Origin of the sequence: Pseudomonas sp. ok272 (genome assembly GCF_900109995.1) — a bacterium.
Classification (GTDB): domain Bacteria; phylum Pseudomonadota; class Gammaproteobacteria; order Pseudomonadales; family Pseudomonadaceae; genus Aquipseudomonas.
The window spans coordinates 182201-200424 of sequence record NZ_FOCB01000006.1 but is presented as its reverse complement, the minus strand read 5'-3'; the positions used below and the strand labels follow the sequence as shown (position 1 = coordinate 200424).

General features: G+C 64.0%; 14 protein-coding genes. 13 read left to right on the top strand and 1 reads right to left on the bottom strand.

Annotated elements, in window-relative coordinates:
• The first annotated feature begins 13 nt into the window (after window positions 1–13).
• The 13 genes from BMW74_RS11670 to ureC all read left to right on the top strand — a co-directional run bounded on the left by BMW74_RS11670 (window position 14) and on the right by ureC (window position 12889).
• Window positions 14–1396 carry a PepSY-associated TM helix domain-containing protein gene (locus tag BMW74_RS11670; RefSeq protein WP_093419175.1) on the top strand — a complete coding sequence of 461 codons (1383 nt, stop codon included), beginning with the start codon at window positions 14–16 and terminating at the stop codon, window positions 1394–1396.
• A 224-nt stretch (window positions 1397–1620) separates the two neighbouring features.
• Window positions 1621–2043 carry a hypothetical protein gene (locus BMW74_RS11665; RefSeq protein ID WP_093419172.1) on the top strand — a complete coding sequence of 141 codons (423 nt, stop codon included), beginning with the start codon at window positions 1621–1623 and terminating at the stop codon, window positions 2041–2043.
• Between the two features lie 406 nt (window positions 2044–2449).
• Window positions 2450–3715 (top strand): urea ABC transporter substrate-binding protein, encoded by a 1266-nt coding sequence (gene urtA / locus BMW74_RS11660; RefSeq protein WP_093419163.1) that lies wholly within the window; start codon window positions 2450–2452, stop codon window positions 3713–3715.
• Window positions 3716–3870: 155 nt separating this feature from the next.
• On the top strand, window positions 3871–5373 hold the full coding sequence (urtB, locus tag BMW74_RS11655; protein ID WP_093419153.1) for an urea ABC transporter permease subunit UrtB: 1503 nt from the start codon (window positions 3871–3873) through the stop codon (window positions 5371–5373).
• Window positions 5373–6452 carry an urea ABC transporter permease subunit UrtC gene (gene urtC, locus BMW74_RS11650; protein WP_093419149.1) on the top strand — a complete coding sequence of 360 codons (1080 nt, stop codon included), beginning with the start codon at window positions 5373–5375 and terminating at the stop codon, window positions 6450–6452. Before urtB ends, urtC begins: the two co-directional genes overlap by 1 nt.
• Window positions 6449–7297: an urea ABC transporter ATP-binding protein UrtD gene (gene urtD / locus BMW74_RS11645; protein ID WP_093419146.1), complete on the top strand. Its 849-nt coding sequence runs from the start codon at window positions 6449–6451 to the stop codon at window positions 7295–7297. The genes urtC and urtD overlap by 4 nt, the downstream gene beginning before the upstream one ends.
• Window positions 7298–7633: 336 nt before the next feature.
• Entirely contained in the window at window positions 7634–8332 is a 699-nt protein-coding gene (urtE, locus tag BMW74_RS11640; protein ID WP_093419144.1) for an urea ABC transporter ATP-binding subunit UrtE, read from the top strand.
• 30 nt (window positions 8333–8362) lie between these two features.
• Entirely contained in the window at window positions 8363–9202 is an 840-nt protein-coding gene (locus BMW74_RS11635; RefSeq protein WP_093419142.1) for an urease accessory protein UreD, read from the top strand.
• A gap of 157 nt (window positions 9203–9359) precedes the next feature.
• Window positions 9360–9662 carry an urease subunit gamma gene (ureA, locus tag BMW74_RS11630; protein ID WP_093419140.1) on the top strand — a complete coding sequence of 101 codons (303 nt, stop codon included), beginning with the start codon at window positions 9360–9362 and terminating at the stop codon, window positions 9660–9662.
• A 9-nt stretch (window positions 9663–9671) separates the two neighbouring features.
• On the top strand, window positions 9672–10208 hold the full coding sequence (locus BMW74_RS11625) for a GNAT family N-acetyltransferase (RefSeq protein ID WP_093419138.1): 537 nt from the start codon (window positions 9672–9674) through the stop codon (window positions 10206–10208).
• A 3-nt stretch (window positions 10209–10211) separates the two neighbouring features.
• Window positions 10212–10745 (top strand): GNAT family N-acetyltransferase, encoded by a 534-nt coding sequence (locus BMW74_RS11620; protein WP_093419136.1) that lies wholly within the window; start codon window positions 10212–10214, stop codon window positions 10743–10745.
• The gene (locus BMW74_RS11615) at window positions 10742–11047 is read left to right on the top strand and encodes an urease subunit beta (protein ID WP_093419131.1); all 306 of its coding nucleotides are present in this window, start codon (window positions 10742–10744) and stop codon (window positions 11045–11047) included. The genes BMW74_RS11620 and BMW74_RS11615 overlap by 4 nt, the downstream gene beginning before the upstream one ends.
• Before the next feature lie 141 nt (window positions 11048–11188).
• Window positions 11189–12889, top strand: coding sequence for an urease subunit alpha (gene ureC, locus BMW74_RS11610; RefSeq protein ID WP_093419128.1), 1701 nt, complete (start codon window positions 11189–11191; stop codon window positions 12887–12889).
• A 5-nt stretch (window positions 12890–12894) separates the two neighbouring features.
• On the opposite strand, the gene BMW74_RS11605 is transcribed toward ureC, so the two are convergent.
• Complete coding sequence (locus BMW74_RS11605) at window positions 12895–18087, bottom strand: dermonecrotic toxin domain-containing protein (RefSeq protein WP_093419124.1); 5193 nt, start codon at window positions 18085–18087, stop codon at window positions 12895–12897.
• Between the last annotated feature and the right edge of the window lie 137 nt (window positions 18088–18224).

Below are 18224 nucleotides of genomic sequence, written 5' to 3'. Positions count from 1 at the left end.
TGCGGAGCACCTGATGAAACACCCCACACCGAACTTCTACAACCTGGCCTGGCGCTGGCATTTCTACGCCGGGCTGTTCGTCGCCCCGTTCATGGTGATGCTGGCCCTGACCGGGATCATTTACCTGTTCAAGCCACAGCTCGACCCGCTGATGTACGGCAGCTTGCTGAACGTGCAACCCGGTCATCACACCCTCGATGCCGACACCCTGCTGCGCCGGGTCGAACACGCCTACCCCAACGGCAAGGTCAGCCAATACTTGCCTGCGGTGAGTGCCGAGCGCAGCGCGCAGTTTGTGCTGAGCGATGGCGGACGCGAGCTCAACGTGTTCATCGACCCGTACCAGGGCGACGTCCTCGGCGAGCAGGATGCCAAGGACAACCTGCAAGCCATCGCCCGTGCCCTGCACGGCGAGTTGATGATCGGCACCCTCGGTGATCGCCTGATCGAGTTGGCCGCCGGCTGGGGCATCGTCCTGGTGGTGTCGGGCGTGTACCTGTGGTGGCCGCGCGGCAAGGGCGGTGCCGGCATTCTCTGGCCCCGCTGGCACACCCGCGGGCGGGCGCTGTGGCGCGACCTGCATACCGTCACCGGGTTCTGGGGCGCCGCACTGTTGCTGGTGATGTTGCTCAGCGGCATGACCTGGACCGGGTTCTGGGGCAAGCAATACGCCGCCGTCTGGAACCAGTTCCCGGTCGCGATGTGGACCGACGTGCCGCTCTCCGATCAGTCGGCCCGCAGCCTCAACACCGCCACCCGCCAGACCGTGCCGTGGGCGCTGGAAAACACCCCGCTGCCGATGTCGGGCGACCACGCCGAACACCGGGGCCACACCCCCGCCAGCACGGCGCCGGCAGCACCGGCCATCCGCCTGCAAGCGGTGCAAGACATCGCCCAGCGAGGCAACGTCGAGCGCGGCTACAGCATCACGTTCCCGACCACCGCCAGCGGCGTGTTCACCGTCGCCGTGTTCGCCGATGATCCCCGCAACGACGCCACGCTGCATGTCGATCAGTACAGCGGCAAGGTCCTGGCCGACGTGCGCTGGGAGCAGTACGGCAACGTTGCCCGCGCCACCGAAGTGGGGGTGATGCTCCACGAAGGCAAGATGTTCGGCACCGTCAACCAGATCATCGTGCTGCTGATCTGCCTGATGATCCTGTTCAGCGCCGTCAGTGGCGTGGTGATCTGGTTCAAGCGTCGCCCCCAGGGCACGTTCGGCATCCCGCCGCTGCGCCATGACCTGCCCACCTGGAAAGCCGGGGTGGTGATCATGCTGGCCCTGGCCGTCGTATTCCCCTTGGTCGGCGCGTCGTTGATCGTGGTCGGGTTGCTGGACCGATGGCTGCTGTCGCGCCTGGCTCGACGGGCCAAATCCGCGTCCGCTGCATCCTGAAACAACTAAGCAAAAGGCAGTGAGCGCTATACCGGCCGCTGCCACGCTTGATATCGACGGCACCTTGAAAAGTTTTGTTTTAAGTTAGCGCTGAATAGTCCGACCTATAAAACCCATACTGCCCACGCCCCGAATAGAGCACTTAGTTCCATTTGGAAACAGTAAGTAGTTTTATCTCCTACACACTATTCAATGCACTTCCTACAAAAACAACAGAGGTCACTATGCTGAAGAAACTCATCGCGTCCCTCGCGTTTATTTCGGCGCCCGCCTGGGCCCTCCAGCCGCCGTTTACCGGCCAGGACTACAGCGGCCGCTATACCTGCACTGGGATGGACAGCCATATCGGCGAGTACAAGGGCACGGTTGATATGAAACTGGTTCCTGAACAAAGTACCGGAGAATATGGCGCTTACGGTTTTACCCTGACCCTGGCCGACAGCTCACTCTATAACGGGTTCGCCGCCGAACACTTGAAGTCCCTGGCGGTCTACTTCGCCCATACCGATCCGGCATACAAGGACTATGGCGTGGGCATTGCGAAGATCAGTTCAACACCCGAAGGCAAAGTGTCCTTCAGCAAATACTATTACGGCCCTGAATATGAAGGCGGCGGTCATGGCATGGAGCACTGCATTAAGGATTGATCCAGCAGTGCCCATCTAACCCCACTCGGGTCCACGGCAAACACACCTCCGGTGTCAGGCCCGGATGCCTCGCTCCTACGGACTCAACCCAGGGCTCTGTGGGAGCGGGCTTGCTCGCGATGGCGTCAGCACAGTCAACATTGATGTTGAATGTTCCGGCTTCTTTGCGGGCAAGCCCCACCGTGTTGGGGTCTTGGCTCATGACTCGCCCCACGCCCTAATCTGAAGCACCCGCCCGCACCCACGCCCCCGATACGTCCCCTCATGGTGCGCCCTCCCCGGGCGCAGCCGCCCTGGCCTGATATTTCCCGCCGTTTGCCCAACCGGGCACAACCCTTGCTAAAGCCCCTTCAGTCGTCCGCATCTGCCTACCCAAAAAAATTCTAATGTTCATGGAGATCGCACAATGAAGCGTCGCAGCTTGATCAAGGCTTTCACACTCACGGCAGGCGTTGCCGCGATGGGCATGACCTGGACTGCCCAGGCCGCCGAGACCATCAAGGTCGGCATCCTGCATTCCCTGTCCGGGACCATGGCGATCTCCGAGACCTCGCTCAAAGACATCGCGCTGATGACCATCGATGAGATCAACGCCAAGGGCGGGGTCAACGGCAAGCAACTGGAGGCGGTGGTGGTGGACCCGGCGTCGAACTGGCCGCTGTTCGCGGAAAAGAGCCGACAGTTGCTGACCCAGGACAAGGTCGCGGTGGTGTTTGGCTGCTGGACCTCGGTGTCGCGCAAGTCGGTGCTGCCGGTGTTCGAAGAGCTCAATGGCCTGCTGTTCTACCCGGTGCAATACGAGGGTGAAGAACTGTCACCCAACGTCTTCTACACCGGCGCCGCGCCGAACCAGCAAGCGATCCCGGCCGTGGAATACTTGATGAGCGAGGAAGGCGGCAGCGCCAAGCGCTTCTTCCTGCTGGGCACTGACTACGTCTACCCGCGCACCACCAACAAGATCCTGCGTTCGTTCCTGCACGCCAAGGGCGTGGCCGACAAGGACATCGAAGAGGTCTACACCCCGTTCGGCCATAGCGACTATCAAACCATCGTCGCCAACATCAAGAAGTTCTCGGCCGGTGGCAAGACCGCCGTCATCTCCACGGTCAATGGCGACTCCAACGTGCCGTTCTACAAGGAACTGGCCAACCAGGACCTGAAAGCCACCGACGTACCCGTGATGGCGTTCTCGGTCGGCGAAGAAGAGCTGCGCGGCATCGACACCCAGCCGCTGGTGGGCAACCTGGCGGCGTGGAACTACTTCCAATCGGTGGAGAACCCGGTCAACCAGAAGTTCGTCGCCGACTGGAAAGCCTACGCCCAGCAACACAACCTGCCGGGCGCCGACAAGGCGGTGACCAACGACCCGATGGAAGCCACCTATGTCGGCATCCACCTGTGGGCGCAGGCCGCCGAGAAAGCCCAGTCCACCGACGTCGACAACGTCCGCGCAGCCCTGGCCGGGCAGACCTTCGCCGCGCCGTCGGGCTACACCCTGACCATGGACAAGACCAACCACCACCTGCACAAGCCCGTGATGATCGGCGAGATCCAGGGCGACGGTCAGTTCAATGTGGTGTGGCAGACCGAAGGCCCGATCCGCGCCCAGCCGTGGAGCCCGTACATCCCGGGCAACGACAAGAAGCCCGAGTATGCGGTGAAGAGCAACTGAGCCATGGGGTCCGGGCACCGGCTCGGACCTAACACCGATCCCTGTGGGAGCGAGCCCGCTCGCGAAGGCGGCGGCCCATTCAACGTCAATGTGACTGACCTACCGCATTCGCGAGCAAGCCCGCTCCCACACTGTCCGCGTCAAGGCGACTCTCTATGCCCACTGCCCTCTACCGCATGCTTGTCACCCTAGCCCTGCTGCTGCCATTGGCCGCCCTGGCCGGCGACAGCGAAGACTTCCTCGCCGCCACCCCGGCGCAACAGGCCAGCCTGCTGCAAGCCTGGGCCGCACAGCCCGAGCCGGCGCGCGTCGAACTGATCAACGCCTTACAGCAAGGGCAGTTGAGCGTCGATGGCCAGCCCAAGACCCTGCGCCTGAACAATCGCCTGCGCGGCTTGATCGACACCGCGCAGGCCAGCCATCAACTGCTGGCCGCCGACGCCAGGTTACGCTTGGCCGCGGCGCAGCACCTGCTAAAAAGCGCCACGCCGAGCCAACTGACGTTCCTCGGCCAGCGCCTGGCCAACGAAGCTGACCCCAGTGTGCACGCGGCCCTGAGCCTGGCCCTGGCCAACCTGCAACTGGTGGACCGCGACCCGGCGGTACGCCTGGCCGCCGTGCGTCTGCTCGGTGAGACCGGCGAGCCGTCGGCCCGCCCCCGCCTGGAAGGCCTGCTGGCGCCCGGCGTGGAAAGCGATGCCGGGGTGCTCACCGCCGCGCAAACCAGCCTGGCCCAGGTCAAGCGCAAGCTGTTGCTGGGCGAGTGGCTCGGCCAGGCCTTCAGCGGCCTGTCCCTGGGCTCGATCCTGCTGCTGGCCGCCCTGGGGCTGGCCATCACCTTCGGCCTGTTGGGGGTGATCAACATGGCCCACGGCGAAATGCTGATGCTCGGGGCCTATTGCACCTACGTAGTGCAGTTGCTGTTCCAGCGCTTCGCGCCCACGGCCATCGAGTTCTACCCGCTGCTCGCCCTGCCGGTGGCCTTCTTCGTCACCGCCGGCATCGGCATGGCCCTGGAGCGCACGGTGATTCGTCACCTCTACGGCCGGCCGCTGGAAACCCTGCTGGCCACCTGGGGCATCAGCCTGATGCTGATCCAATTGGTGCGCCTGGTGTTCGGCGCGCAGAACGTCGAAGTGGCCAACCCGGCGTGGCTCTCCGGAGGTCTGCTGGTGCTGCCGAACCTGGTGCTGCCCTACAACCGTCTGGTGATCATTGCCTTCGCCCTGTGTGTGGTGGTCCTCACCTGGCTGCTGCTGAACAAGACCCGCCTGGGCCTGAACGTGCGCGCCGTCACCCAGAACCGCCCCATGGCCGCCTGCTGCGGCGTGCCCACCGGGCGCGTCGACATGCTCGCCTTTGGCCTGGGCTCGGGCATCGCCGGCCTCGGCGGCGTGGCCCTGAGCCAGATCGGCAACGTCGGCCCGGACCTGGGTCAGAGCTACATCATCGACTCATTCCTGGTGGTGGTGCTCGGGGGCGTCGGTCAACTGGCCGGCAGTGTGTTCGCCGCGTTCGGCCTGGGGGTCGCCAACAAGATCCTGGAGCCGCAGATCGGCGCGGTGCTGGGCAAAATCCTGATCCTGGCGCTGATCATCGTGTTCATCCAGAAACGCCCGCAAGGCCTCTTCGCACTCAAAGGACGGGTAATCGACTGATGAACCAGCCACTCATGCTGACGGCCACGCAAAAGGCCGGTCCCAAGGTGACGACTGCGGTGGGCGTGGTGATCCTGGCCCTGCTGCTGGCCTTGCCGCTGCTGTCGTTGTTGCCCGCCGCCAACCCGCTGCACGTGTCGGCCTACACCCTGACCCTGGTGGGCAAAATCCTCTGCTACGCCATCGTCGCCCTCGCCCTGGACCTGGTCTGGGGCTACGCCGGCCTGCTGTCCCTGGGCCACGGCCTGTTCTTCGCCCTCGGCGGCTACGCCATGGGCATGTACCTGATGCGCCAGGCCTCGGGCGATGACCTGCCGGCATTCATGACCTTCCTGTCGTGGTCCGAGTTGCCGTGGTACTGGCGCGGCACCGACCACTTCCTCTGGGCGATGTGCCTGGTGGTGCTGGCGCCGGGGCTGCTGGCGCTGGTGTTCGGGTTCTTCGCCTTCCGCTCGCGGATCAAGGGCGTGTACTTCTCGATCATGACCCAGGCCCTGACCTTCGCCGGCATGCTGTTGTTCTTTCGCAACGAGACCGGGTTTGGCGGCAACAATGGCTTCACCCACTTCCGCACCATTCTGGGTTTCGGCATCACCGAGCCCGGCACCCGCGCCGCGTTGTTCGTCGCCACCGTGGCGCTGTTGGTGACCAGCCTGTTCATCGGCTGGCGCCTGGCCCGGAGCAAGTTCGGCCGGGTGCTGACCGCCCTGCGTGACGCGGAAAACCGCCTGATGTTTTGCGGCTACGACCCCCGAGGCTTCAAGCTGTTCGTCTGGGTCCTGAGCGCGGTGCTGTGCGGCTTGGCCGGGGCGCTGTACGTGCCGCAAGTGGGGATCATCAACCCCAGCGAGATGTCGCCGACCAACTCCATCGAGGCCGCCGTGTGGGTGGCCCTGGGCGGGCGCGGCACCTTGATCGGCCCGCTGCTGGGGGCCGGCGTGGTCAACGGCATGAAGAGCTGGTTCACCGTGGCCTTCCCCGAGTACTGGCTGTTCTTCCTCGGTGCGCTGTTCATCCTCGTCACCCTGTACCTGCCCAAGGGCGTGATCGGCCTGCTGAAGAAAAGGGGTGAATCATGAGAATCACGGCAACGGCGGATTTCATGCTCGAACCGAACAAAGACCAAGGCACCAGCCGCGAGGCCATCGGCCTCGGCCAGGTCGCAGGCCCCGGGCTCAACACCCGCCATGGCACGATCCTGACCCTGGAGGACATCAGCGTCAGCTTCGATGGCTTCAAGGCCCTCAACGCCCTGAACCTGTACATCGGTGTCGGCGAACTGCGCTGCATCATCGGCCCCAATGGCGCCGGCAAGACCACCCTGATGGATGTGATCACCGGCAAGACCCGTCCCAGCCACGGCAATGCCTGGTTCGGCGAGACCCTGGACCTGACCCGCCTGAGCGAGGTGCAGATCGCCCAGGCCGGGATCGGCCGCAAGTTCCAGAAGCCGACGGTGTTCGAAGCCTTGAGCGTGTTCGAGAACCTGGAGCTGGCGCAGCACACCGACAAATCGGTGTGGGCCAGCCTGCGGGCGCGCCTGAGCGGCGAACAGCGCGACCGCATCGACGAGGTGCTGGAGACCATCCGCCTGAGCACCTCCGTGCACCGCCCGGCGGGCCTGTTGTCCCACGGCCAGAAGCAGTTCCTGGAGATCGGCATGCTGCTGATGCAGGACCCGCAATTGCTGCTGCTCGACGAACCGGTGGCGGGCATGACCGACGCCGAGACCGCGTTCACCGCCGAACTGTTCACGTCCCTGGCGGGCAAGCATTCGCTGATGGTGGTGGAACACGACATGGGCTTCGTCGGCGCGATTGCCGACCACGTCACCGTGCTGCACCAGGGCAGCGTGCTGGCCGAGGGATCACTTGAGCAGGTGCAGGCGGATGAGCGGGTGATCGAGGTGTATCTCGGTCGCTGAGTGGAATGGCGATTGCACTTATGTGGGAGCGGGCTTGCTCGCGAAAGCGGTGCATCAGCGCCCCCACTGTTGAATGTTAATTCGTATTCGCGAGCAAGCCCGCTCCCACCCTGGTCCACGGCGAACACCCATCCCGTGTCAGGCCCGGATTCCTTGTAGGAGCGAAGCTTGCCCGCGAAGGCGGTAAGTCTGGCGACATCGATGTTGAATGGGCTGGCCGGTTCGCGGGCAAGCCTCGCTCCTACGGGCTCAACCCAGATTCCTGCCCGCGATGGCGGTGACGAGCTGCATGGCTAAGACAGTTGCTCCCACAAGGGGGTTGAGGAGAGATTGAACATGCTGCAGGTCAACCAGTTGCACCAGTACTACGGCGGTAGCCACATCCTGCGGGGCTTGAGCTTCGAGGCCAAGGTCGGCGAAGTCACCTGCCTGCTCGGGCGCAACGGCGTGGGCAAGACCACCCTGCTCAAATGCCTGATGGGCCTGCTGCCGGCCAGGGAAGGCGCGGTGACCTGGGAGGGCCAATCCATCACCGCGGCCAAGCCCCACCAGCGGGTCCACGCCGGCATTGCCTACGTGCCCCAGGGCCGGGAAATCTTCCCCCGGCTGACCGTGGAAGAGAACCTGCTGATGGGGCTGTCACGCTTCTCGGGGGTCGAGGCCAAGGCCGTCCCGGGGTTCATCTACGAGCTGTTCCCGGTGCTGCGGCAAATGCAGCAACGCCAGGGCGGCGACCTTTCCGGCGGACAGCAGCAACAGCTGGCGATCGGACGCGCCCTGGCCAGCCGCCCACGCCTGCTGATCCTCGATGAACCCACCGAAGGCATCCAGCCCTCGGTGATCAAGGAGATCGGCGCGGTGATCAAGACCCTCGCGGCGCGTGGCGACATGGCGATCCTGCTGGTGGAGCAGTTCTACGATTTCGCCGCCGAGTTGGCCGATCAGTACCTGGTGATGTCCCGGGGCGAAATCATCCAGCAAGGCCGCGGTGAAAACATGGAGGCCGAGGGTGTGCGTGGACTGGTTACGATCTAGTCTCAAGCACCCTGGCGATCATTCGAACACATGAACCGACCTGCCCCGACTGCCGTTTTCGCCCCCAACTGGCATGCCGAACTGGAACTGGGCTACGCCCGATTCGACCACACCACGCGCCCGGTCCAGCGCCGGCACAAGGGTCCGCTGCGGGTGCAAAAACATCTGTATGCCGAAGGCCCCGAGGTGTGCCAGCACATCATCGTCCACCCCCCGGGCGGGATTGCCGGGGGCGACCGCCTGGACATCGCGGTCAACGTCGGTGCGCAGGCCTGGGCGCAACTGACCAGCCCCGGCGCCGCCAAGTGGTACCGCGCCGCCAGCCCGGCCTACCAGCAACTCGACCTGACGGTGGCCGCCGGCGCAACACTGGAGTGGCTGCCCCAGGAAACCATCGTGTTCAGCGGCGCCCAGGCCGAACTCTGCACCGCGATTGACCTGCACGGCGATGCCCGCTTGTGCTACTGGGACGTGGTGGCGCTGGGGCGGCCGGCCAGCGGCGAACGCTTCGAGCATGGGCACTTGCAAGCCCGGCTCGACATTCGTCGCGACGGCCAGTTGCTCTGGCACGAACGCCAGCGCATTGTCGGCGGTGACGGCTTGCTCGACTCACCGATTGGCCTGGACGGGCAACCGGTGTTTGCGACGTTGCTGGTAACCGGCGCAGTCGACAGTGAGCTACTGGAGCGTTGCCGTTCGTTGCCCCATGCGGTGCGCGGTGACCTGAGCCAATTGCCGGGGCTGTTGGTGGCGCGCTGCCTGGCCAGCGAAGCGTTGGTGGCCAGGGCCTGGTTGATTGACTTATGGACGCTGCTGCGCCCAGCCTTGCTGGGCCGCGAGGCGCTTGCACCACGGATATGGAGCACGTGAATCGCTATTGCTCCTGTGGGAGTGGGCTTGTTCGCGAAGCGATGGGTCAGTCACGGTGATGTTGACGGTGCCGGCACCTTCGCGAGCAAGCCCGCTCCCACAAGGGATGTGTGTGTCCCGATTGCCCTTTTTTACTGCCCTTGATGGACGCTGAACGATGGACCTGACCCCACGCGAAAAAGACAAGTTGTTGATCTTCACCGCCGGCCTGGTGGCCGAGCGGCGGTTGGCCCGTGGCGTGAAGCTCAACTACCCCGAAGCCATGGCCTATCTCTCGGCGGCGCTGCTCGAAGGCGCTCGTGACGGGCGCACCGTGGCCGAGTTGATGCACGTTGGCACCACGCTGCTGAGCCGCGAACAGGTGATGGAAGGCATCCCGGAAATGATCCCCGAGATCCAGGTCGAAGCCACCTTCCCCGACGGCACCAAACTGGTCACCGTCCACCAACCCATCGCCTGAGGCCGCGCCATGCCGTATCACATCCGCGACGCCCTGCCCGCCGACCTGCCGGCGATCCGCGACATCTACAACGACGCCGTGCTCAACACCACGGCGATCTGGAACGAACACGCCGTCGACCTGGACAATCGCCAGGCCTGGTTCAACGCCCGGCACGCCCAGGGCTACCCGATCCTGGTGATTGTCGACGCCGACCACCAGGTGCTCGGCTACGCCTCGTTCGGCGACTGGCGGCCGTTCGACGGCTTTCGCCACACGGTCGAGCACTCGGTGTACGTGCGCAGCGACCAACGTGGCCATGGCCTGGGCCCACGCCTGATGACGGTGCTGATCGAGCGCGCCAGAGACGGCGGCAAACACGTGATGGTCGCCGCCATCGAAAGCGGCAACGCGGCCTCGATTCGCCTGCACGAACGGGCCGGGTTTGTCATCACCGGGCAGATGCCGCAAGTGGGCACCAAGTTCGGGCGCTGGCTGGACCTGACCTTCATGCAACTGACCTTCAACCCCGGCACAGCCCCGCCCACCGTCGACCTGGAGTCATAGCCGATGAACACTGCCCAGTTGCGTCTCGTCAACACCGAGAGCTTTGCCCACTATCGCCAGGGCTTGGTCGACTTGCTGTTCGATGCCGTCAGGCATGGCGCCTCGCTTGGTTTCATGGCCGACCTCGACGACAGCCAGGCCCGCGCCTACCTCAATACGGTCCAGGCCGACCTGGCGAACGGCAGCCTGCTGCTGTGGGTGGTGGTGGATGACGAGCGGGTGGTGGCCAGCGTGCAATTGGGCCTGTGCCAGAAAGCCAACGGGCGTAATCGCGCCGAGGTGCAGAAGTTGCAGGTGCTGCACCAGGCGCGGCGGCGTGGCTTGGGCCAACAGTTGATGGGCGTCCTGGAGCTTGCGGCCCGCCAGCACCAACGCGGCCTGCTGTACCTGGACACCGAGGCCGGCTCAGCCGCCGAGGCGTTTTATCAGTCCCTGGGCTACACCCGCATCGGTGAGCTGCCCAACTACTGCCAAAGCCCGGACGGCCACTACACGCCGACCGCCATTTACTTCAAGACCCTGGGGCAACCGGCATGATTCCTGGCCAATACCAGATCCAGAGCGGCGACATCGAACTCAACGTCGACCGCCGTACGGTGCGCCTGCACGTGGCCAACAGCGGCGACCGGCCGATCCAGGTCGGCTCGCACTATCACTTCTTCGAAACCAACGACGCCCTGGCCTTCGACCGCGCCGCCAGCCGGGGCATGCGCCTGAACATCCCGGCCGGCACCGCCGTGCGCTTCGAGCCGGGGCAACGCCGCGAGGTGGAGCTGGTGGACCTGGCCGGGCTGCGGCGGGTGTTTGGGTTTGCCGGCAGGGTGATGGGCGACCTTTGATTGATAGGGCGCCTGTACCCGCCTCTTCGCGAGCGGGCTCGCTCCCACAGTTGATCGCATTTCCTTGTGGGAGCGAGCCCGCTCGCGAATCTGTGCGCAACGCGAATCGTCCCCAACTCAATTAAATCTCAAGGCAATCGAATGAAGATCTCCCGTCAAGCCTACGCCGACATGTTCGGCCCCACCGTCGGCGACAAAGTGCGCCTGGCCGACACCGAGTTGTGGATCGAGGTCGAGCAGGACTTCACCACCTACGGCGAAGAAGTGAAGTTCGGCGGCGGCAAGGTGATCCGCGATGGCCAGGGCCAAAGCCAATTGCTCGCCGCGCAGGTGGTGGACACGGTGATCACCAACGCCTTGATCATCGATCACTGGGGCATCGTCAAGGCCGACGTCGGCCTCAAGGATGGGCGCATCGCGGGCATCGGCAAGGCCGGCAACCCGGACATCCAGCCCAACGTGACCCTCGCCATCGGCGCCAGCACCGAGGTGATCGCCGGAGAAGGCATGATCCTCACCGCGGGCGGCATCGACACCCACATCCACTTCATCTGCCCGCAGCAGATCGAAGAGGCGCTGATGAGCGGCATCACCACCATGATCGGTGGCGGCACGGGCCCCGCCACCGGCACCAATGCCACCACCTGCACCCCGGGGCCGTGGCACCTGGCGCGCATGCTCCAGGCCGCCGATGAGTTCGCGATGAACCTGGGCTTCACCGGCAAGGGCAACGCCAGCCTGCCCGGGCCGTTGATCGAGCAAGTCGAAGCCGGGGCCATTGGCCTCAAACTGCACGAGGACTGGGGCACCACCCCGGCGAGCATCGACAACTGCCTGAGCGTGGCCGACCAGTACGACGTGCAGGTGGCCATTCACACCGACACCCTCAACGAGTCCGGCTTCGTCGAAACCACCCTCGCCGCCTTCAAGGGCCGCACCATCCACACCTACCACACCGAAGGCGCCGGGGGCGGCCACGCACCGGACATCATCAAGGCCTGCGGCCTGCCCAACGTGCTGCCCAGCTCCACCAACCCGACCCGGCCGTTCACCCGCAACACCATCGATGAACACCTGGACATGCTGATGGTCTGCCACCACCTGGACCCGAGCATCGCCGAGGACGTGGCCTTCGCCGAAAGCCGCATCCGCCGCGAGACCATCGCCGCCGAAGACATCCTGCACGACCTCGGCGCGTTCTCGATGATCAGCTCCGACAGTCAGGCCATGGGCCGCGTCGGCGAAGTCATCACCCGCACCTGGCAGAGCGCCGACAAGATGAAGAAACAACGCGGACCACTGCCCGGCGATGGCCCTGGCAACGACAACTTCCGCGCCAAACGCTACATCGCCAAGTACACCATCAACCCGGCCATCACCCACGGCATCAGCCATGAAGTGGGCTCGATCGAAGTGGGCAAATGGGCGGACCTGGTGCTGTGGCGCCCAGCGTTCTTCGGCGTCAAACCGACACTGATCCTCAAGGGCGGCGCCATCGCCGCAAGCCTGATGGGCGACGCCAACGCCTCGATCCCCACCCCGCAGCCGGTGCACTACCGCCCCATGTTCGCCAGCTTCGGCGGCTCACGACACGCCACCAGCCTGACCTTCATCAGCCAGGCAGCGCTTGACGCAGGCGTGCCAGAGGCCTTGGGCTTGAAGAAAAAAATCGCGGTGGTCAAGGGCTGTCGTAGCGTGCAAAAGACCGACCTGATCCACAACGACTACCTGCCCGCCATCGACGTCGACCCGCAGACCTATCAGGTCAAGGCCGACGGGGTGCTGTTGTGGTGCGAGCCGGCCGAGACGCTGCCGATGGCCCAGCGTTATTTTCTGTTCTGAATCACTCAGCCCGCGTGGCGTTCCGGCCTGGGAACCGGCGTGCGACCCATATCCTTATCGGTCAACGTGCGCAGGATGGTTTGGCGTTCCTCTCCCAGCCGGGCCATGTCCTCGTAAAACTCAGGGTCGCTCATCCGCCGGCCAGGGATGAACGTGCCCGGCAACATGCCCAGCACCTCGGCTGACGCCTGGATCGTATTGCGCAGTTGCTGCTGCTCAATCGAAGATAAATCCGAGCCGTCAGCCAAGGCCTCCTGTGCATCGAACAGGTTGATCAACGCCTCGTTCTTGGCATTGACCACCTCGAACGCATCGGGGTGCGTCTCTTCCACAAATTCAACCCAGAAGGGTTGCTCAAGGATGTTGTCACGCAGCAAGTCGCCCTGCTCCAGCACCAGCACACGGTTGTAGGCTTCATTGACCATGGTGGGTGTCACGTCCGGCTCTTCGAACATCATGCTCTCAGACTGCCAGGGCAAGTCCAGCCGGCCGGCGAGCTGGGTCACGTACGCCAGGTGAATCTCTACCTCATCGATAGAACGCACAGGATTGCCTTGCGGGTCACGGTGGGGAATCAGATTCCCATCCGCATCGTAGGCGGGAAACTTGCGGCCTTGCTCCAGCAGGTCGGCCACCCTGGCATGGGCAATCCGACCCAGCTCATCCAGGCGGGACTTGCCCTTGGCCAGCTCCAGAAACTCCAGCTTCATCAACCCCAGATCGGGTAGCGTGCGGGCTTCATACACCATCACCTCGACCCCCATGGCATTGAACAACTGCGCACCGGCATCAACACAGGTCGTAGGGGCCGCGGCCATTTCAAACAGCTTTTCACGCAAGGCGGTGTCCTCGGCCATCGCCTCCAGCATGCGCCACACCTTGATGGTCAGGTTTTCCTGGAAGGCCAGGTCGAGCGCATCAGAGGAGTCGCTCAACTTTCGCAGCTCATCAAAAAACGGTTCGGCCCCCAGCGACTCTTCAACGGCATCCCAGACGGGCTGTCTCTCCAGCCACTGCTCAGGTGTCAAGCCCTTCATCCAGTGGGCACTGTCCTGGGTTCCCCGGACCGGGAAGCGCCGCTCAGGGTCCAGGCCAACAGACTCAATATAAAGCTTGAGTTTGCGCAGGACCTCAGGCGACAAAAGCTCCCGGGACACCATGGTTCTGGCCAGGATCTGCGCCCTGTCGGAGCCCGGCGCAACATCAGGGATCTGGGTGATGGCGTTGGACGTCATGTCCAGGACGAACCCGCGTGGCCTGGGTCTGGCAAACACCCCGACGGGCCACCGATCAATGCCCGTGCTCGCCATGTACAGCCCTCGCAGGTTTACCATCTGGCTGATGTCCAGGACCTTGCCCAGCGGGTTGCCCTCAACGGTGATTGCTTCAAGGTGGCGCAGTCCCCTGATGTGCACAACGTCCTCTTCGGTCAAGACCACCTGGTTTTCCGCCATGCCAAAGAACTCAAGTCGCGGCATGTGTCGAATCGCATCCGGCAACCGGGTCAATTGATTCTCCTCGATGTCCAGGAACCGCACGCCACGAAAGTTCGATAAGAAACCTGCACTGGCATCCGTCAGCCCGACGTCCCCCAGTACCAATTTAGAGACGGAATCGACGTGACCCGACAGGTCAGGCAGGGTTTCCAGCAGAGGTCCCAGCGCCCGGCCCTTGAGCACAAGGGTCTGTCCTCGGTAGTCGCCATGAGCGTCGAAATCCTGTGTCCCGCTCAATTGCTTGGCCTCCCTGAGCGCGTCACAAATCTTGCGCCGGGCAAGCAAGGCCCGGCGGGTTCGCGGACCTTCGAGGAGCCAGTGGTTGATCACGTGCTCGAACGCCTTGTGGTCGGCTTCCAGATCCTTAAGCCAGCGGTCGTCGGTCAGGTCCCGACCTTCCAGGAACTCGCTCATTTCTTGCTCGGAGATGGTGGGGTAAAGACTGCGAACCCGCTCTTCGATGATCAGCCGCCAATTTCCCCGCTCCGGCGCTTGTCCTACCCCGCGCCCACTCAGCGGATAACCCCGTCTACCACCTGACAAACGTCGCGGTCGCCGGAAGAATGACTGACGCACAGGTCGCATGCCCAACACCTGGCGCAACGCTTTGTGCGGCAACGCATGTTGCACAATAAAACGGTGCAACTGCTCGCCCTGGCCCACATGAGGCAGGCCGATCGCGGCGCGCTGGGCGTCCGGCAAGGCATGCTGGAGCGAGCCGTAGAGTCCGTTGATGCCATGCAACTGATTGCCCTCGCCATCGAACGCCTGATATTGCCCAGGCGCTGTCTGCACGATCACTTTACGGTTGTCGATCCCTTCAGGGCCGCGACTGGCGCGCAGTCTGCCGCTGACCGAACCTTCACGGGTCTCGATGCGCACGTTGTCCTGCCAGCCGGGCAGCCGGTCCAGGGTATTGAGTACCAACGCCTCGGTATCCGCGCTCACCAATTCCGGCAGGTACAGGCCTTCGTAAGCCTGCGCCAGGCGTACCTGCGCCTGCAGCTCGCGCGCCTTTTGGGCCACGCGTAGGGGCAGGCGCTGGCGGGCGGGGATGGCCTGGTGCTCAGCGGGTGTGGCCTCGTTCAGCGCCTCACGGGCCATGCGTGTTGTCAGCTTGTTGAAATCGCGCAGCACCACACGGACCGTAGCCTCGGCCAACACCTGCCGATTGCTGCTCAAACTGGTGAACAGACGTAGGCGGCATTGCTCTGCGCGGGCGATCAGGTGCTCGGTCAACGCAACCGTTCGCGACTCGGCATTGGGGGCGACAGACCGCAGGAGCAGCCGGTTGAGTTGATCCTCACTGAGGCTGTCAACCACCCGGGCGGGCAGACCGCCGTTACGCAGTTCGGCTTGGCTGATACGGATCGGGTCAGGGTCCAGGCGGTCCCCCTCGTGATACTGCAGCGGCGCCTCCTCGGCCCGCTCATTGAATACCTCAATGCCCCGGCCGGCCGGCCATTCGGGCAACTCAACCATCAAGATCGCGGCATACCCGGCCAGCTCGTCAGACATTCGCCCCAGAGCAATCTGCTCACCGACCTTGCACGCATTGTCATAGGCCCGAAACCGGCGCGCCGTCTCCAGCAACAGCGAGGGCGTCGGTTCGCTCTCGGTGTGCAGCCGGCGCAGCCAATCGTCGTCGACGTCACTGACCCGGCGAATCTGTTCCAACTGCTCATCACTGAAGCCATCCACCACCGCCCCCAGGCGGCGCATCAGCGTCGCGCCTTGCCACGTCCGAGGCCGATCGGCTTCATCCACCCAGGCCCCATCGCCGTTATGCCGGACCAGGGGTTGATAGGCCTCTGAGCGTGTGGGGTGTTGAATGCGATAGGTGTCGCCGGCAACTTCCTCGCCGAGCACAAAGTACTTACCCTCCAGCGGCAACACCGACCGACCATTGTGCTGCAACAACCCGTTGGCATCCGGGCTGCCCCAGTCGGGCAACGCGAGCGTCTGCTCATAGGGCTTGAGTTCGGGCTTCCACAGGCGGGTCTTGCCATTCGGCAGGAGGACGGCCTTGAGGTTCTCAACAAAGGGCGAGCCCACGACATGGAACGCCACCGAACCGCCCGCTAGCATCGCCAGGTTTTCCACCACATCGGTGATGTGCGACCAACCGGCCTCCCGGTCGCCTTCACTGAGTTCAACCGCGCCCTCCAGCACCTCGTACAGCAACTGCCCCGCCGTGGCCAGCATCATCACGGCCCCCAGTGGCGGCACCACCATTGACATCGTACCCACCGTCAGCAGGCCGATACTCAGGTAATGGGACAACCGTCGCGAACGGTTGGCGGCGTCGGTGCTCGCCGTAGGAATCGCCTGGGTGCAGGCATCCTCGAACAGCCGGTCACGCATGCCTTCATACAGTTCGTTCCACAGGTCGACCTCTTCCCAGAGGCCCTTCATCGAGTCGGCATTGATGTGCAGGTTCGGCCCCTCCAGTGGCACCCGGAGGGTATGCCGGGGATCACCCAGGATCGAGTCGAGGGAGGACAACACCAGATCCGGCACCAATAGGCGGGCCCATAATGCTCCCTGCTCGGAACGCAACCAGCGAAACAGCCAAGGCTCGGCCGGCGCATCCACCACGGTCTCGGTGAATCGACGGTAGTAGTAGGGGCGGTCTTTTTGCGCGACAAAGCGGCTGAAGAACACTTGGTACTGCGCCGGTCCCGCCAGCGCCCGGCGGTTCGGCGTGGACTGCGGATACCGGGTGAGCTGGCGGGTCAGGGCCTGGCGAAAGGCGTCGAAGGACGCGTAGCGCTTGATCGGGTGCTCGGGGTCGTCGGGGATGTAGGCGATGATCCAGTCCGAATACTGGTACTTCACGCAGGGATCGATGATCACGCAGCCGCGCAGGTGCAGGTTCATCAGGCACGGGGTGCGATACCAGACCTGTTTGTCACCGAGCATGATGCGCTTCTCGCCGGCGGCGACGCGCATCAACAGGTCATAGTCATCCTCGCCGATATCGCCCGTGAACAGCGCCAGGCGGGCCGCCGCCTTGAAGGCGTCTTTCTGGTGCGCCAGGTAGCGGGCACGCAAGTAACCTTGCGACACGACATCATCCGGGCGCATCAGGGCGCTCAGGTGTTTTTGATACTGCCCGCCCAAGTCCAGGGTGCGGCACAGGCGGGCGAACTCATCGATTTTGAGGCGAGTCGAGTGGGCCTGGAAATGCCCCAACGCGTTGGGCGCGGTGATGAAACCGGACGCAACGTTGAAGTAATCGGCCTCGGCTTCCGATGCTTCGAAATTGTTCAGCGCCGCCTGTAACAGGGAAAAAGTCTTGACCCGATACCCGCTCGTGCGGCGGCCAAAGCTATCGTCTACCGGGACATACAGGCGCAAGTGCACCTGGTCCACGTCCAGCACATGGCCCGCCTCGGCCAGCGCCGCCGTCAGCAGGGGCCCGGCGAACGCCTCGACGTCCTGGACCTTGCGCATCAGGGTATCCAGCGCGTTTTGTGAGTGACACTGGGTGTCCAGGTCGCTGTTGAGCACTTCGCGTTGCGCGTCGTTGAGCGCGGCGTACCAGTCGGGAATGTGCGGGCGCGTTTGCTTGAGCGCCAGCCGGCGTTGCGGCGAGGCCTTGATCAGGCACTCGGGCACCGCGTTCTTGATGAATTCATAATGCTGCCCCTGCGCGCCGGACGCAGAAGAAGGCAAGTGGTCGTTGGGTAAATCGGACATGGACGAAGGCCTCGATAAGTTATCAAGGCCTCAACTTACGCAGCGGGTGTTGAGCGCAGGCGGTAACTATCTATGACCGCCGACCCCACTACTGTTCTCGACATTCAAACAGCCCGTGGCGAGCACCCTCGCTCGCC

What these genes read in the sequence shown, in the direction of transcription:
- ureC (WP_093419128.1), top strand. Translation starts at nt 11,189, where the DNA reads ATGAAGATCTCCCGTCAAGCCTACGCCGACATGTTCGGCCCCACCGTC.
- BMW74_RS11615 (WP_093419131.1), top strand. Translation starts at nt 10,742, where the DNA reads ATGATTCCTGGCCAATACCAGATCCAGAGCGGCGACATCGAACTCAAC.
- BMW74_RS11665 (WP_093419172.1), top strand. Translation starts at nt 1,621, where the DNA reads ATGCTGAAGAAACTCATCGCGTCCCTCGCGTTTATTTCGGCGCCCGCC.
- BMW74_RS11620 (WP_093419136.1), top strand. Translation starts at nt 10,212, where the DNA reads ATGAACACTGCCCAGTTGCGTCTCGTCAACACCGAGAGCTTTGCCCAC.
- BMW74_RS11635 (WP_093419142.1), top strand. Translation starts at nt 8,363, where the DNA reads ATGAACCGACCTGCCCCGACTGCCGTTTTCGCCCCCAACTGGCATGCC.
- BMW74_RS11670 (WP_093419175.1), top strand. Translation starts at nt 14, where the DNA reads ATGAAACACCCCACACCGAACTTCTACAACCTGGCCTGGCGCTGGCAT.
- urtA (WP_093419163.1), top strand. Translation starts at nt 2,450, where the DNA reads ATGAAGCGTCGCAGCTTGATCAAGGCTTTCACACTCACGGCAGGCGTT.
- urtC (WP_093419149.1), top strand. Translation starts at nt 5,373, where the DNA reads ATGAACCAGCCACTCATGCTGACGGCCACGCAAAAGGCCGGTCCCAAG.
- urtB (WP_093419153.1), top strand. Translation starts at nt 3,871, where the DNA reads ATGCCCACTGCCCTCTACCGCATGCTTGTCACCCTAGCCCTGCTGCTG.
- urtD (WP_093419146.1), top strand. Translation starts at nt 6,449, where the DNA reads ATGAGAATCACGGCAACGGCGGATTTCATGCTCGAACCGAACAAAGAC.
- urtE (WP_093419144.1), top strand. Translation starts at nt 7,634, where the DNA reads ATGCTGCAGGTCAACCAGTTGCACCAGTACTACGGCGGTAGCCACATC.
- BMW74_RS11605 (WP_093419124.1), bottom strand. Translation starts at nt 18,087, where the DNA reads ATGTCCGATTTACCCAACGACCACTTGCCTTCTTCTGCGTCCGGCGCG.
- ureA (WP_093419140.1), top strand. Translation starts at nt 9,360, where the DNA reads ATGGACCTGACCCCACGCGAAAAAGACAAGTTGTTGATCTTCACCGCC.
- BMW74_RS11625 (WP_093419138.1), top strand. Translation starts at nt 9,672, where the DNA reads ATGCCGTATCACATCCGCGACGCCCTGCCCGCCGACCTGCCGGCGATC.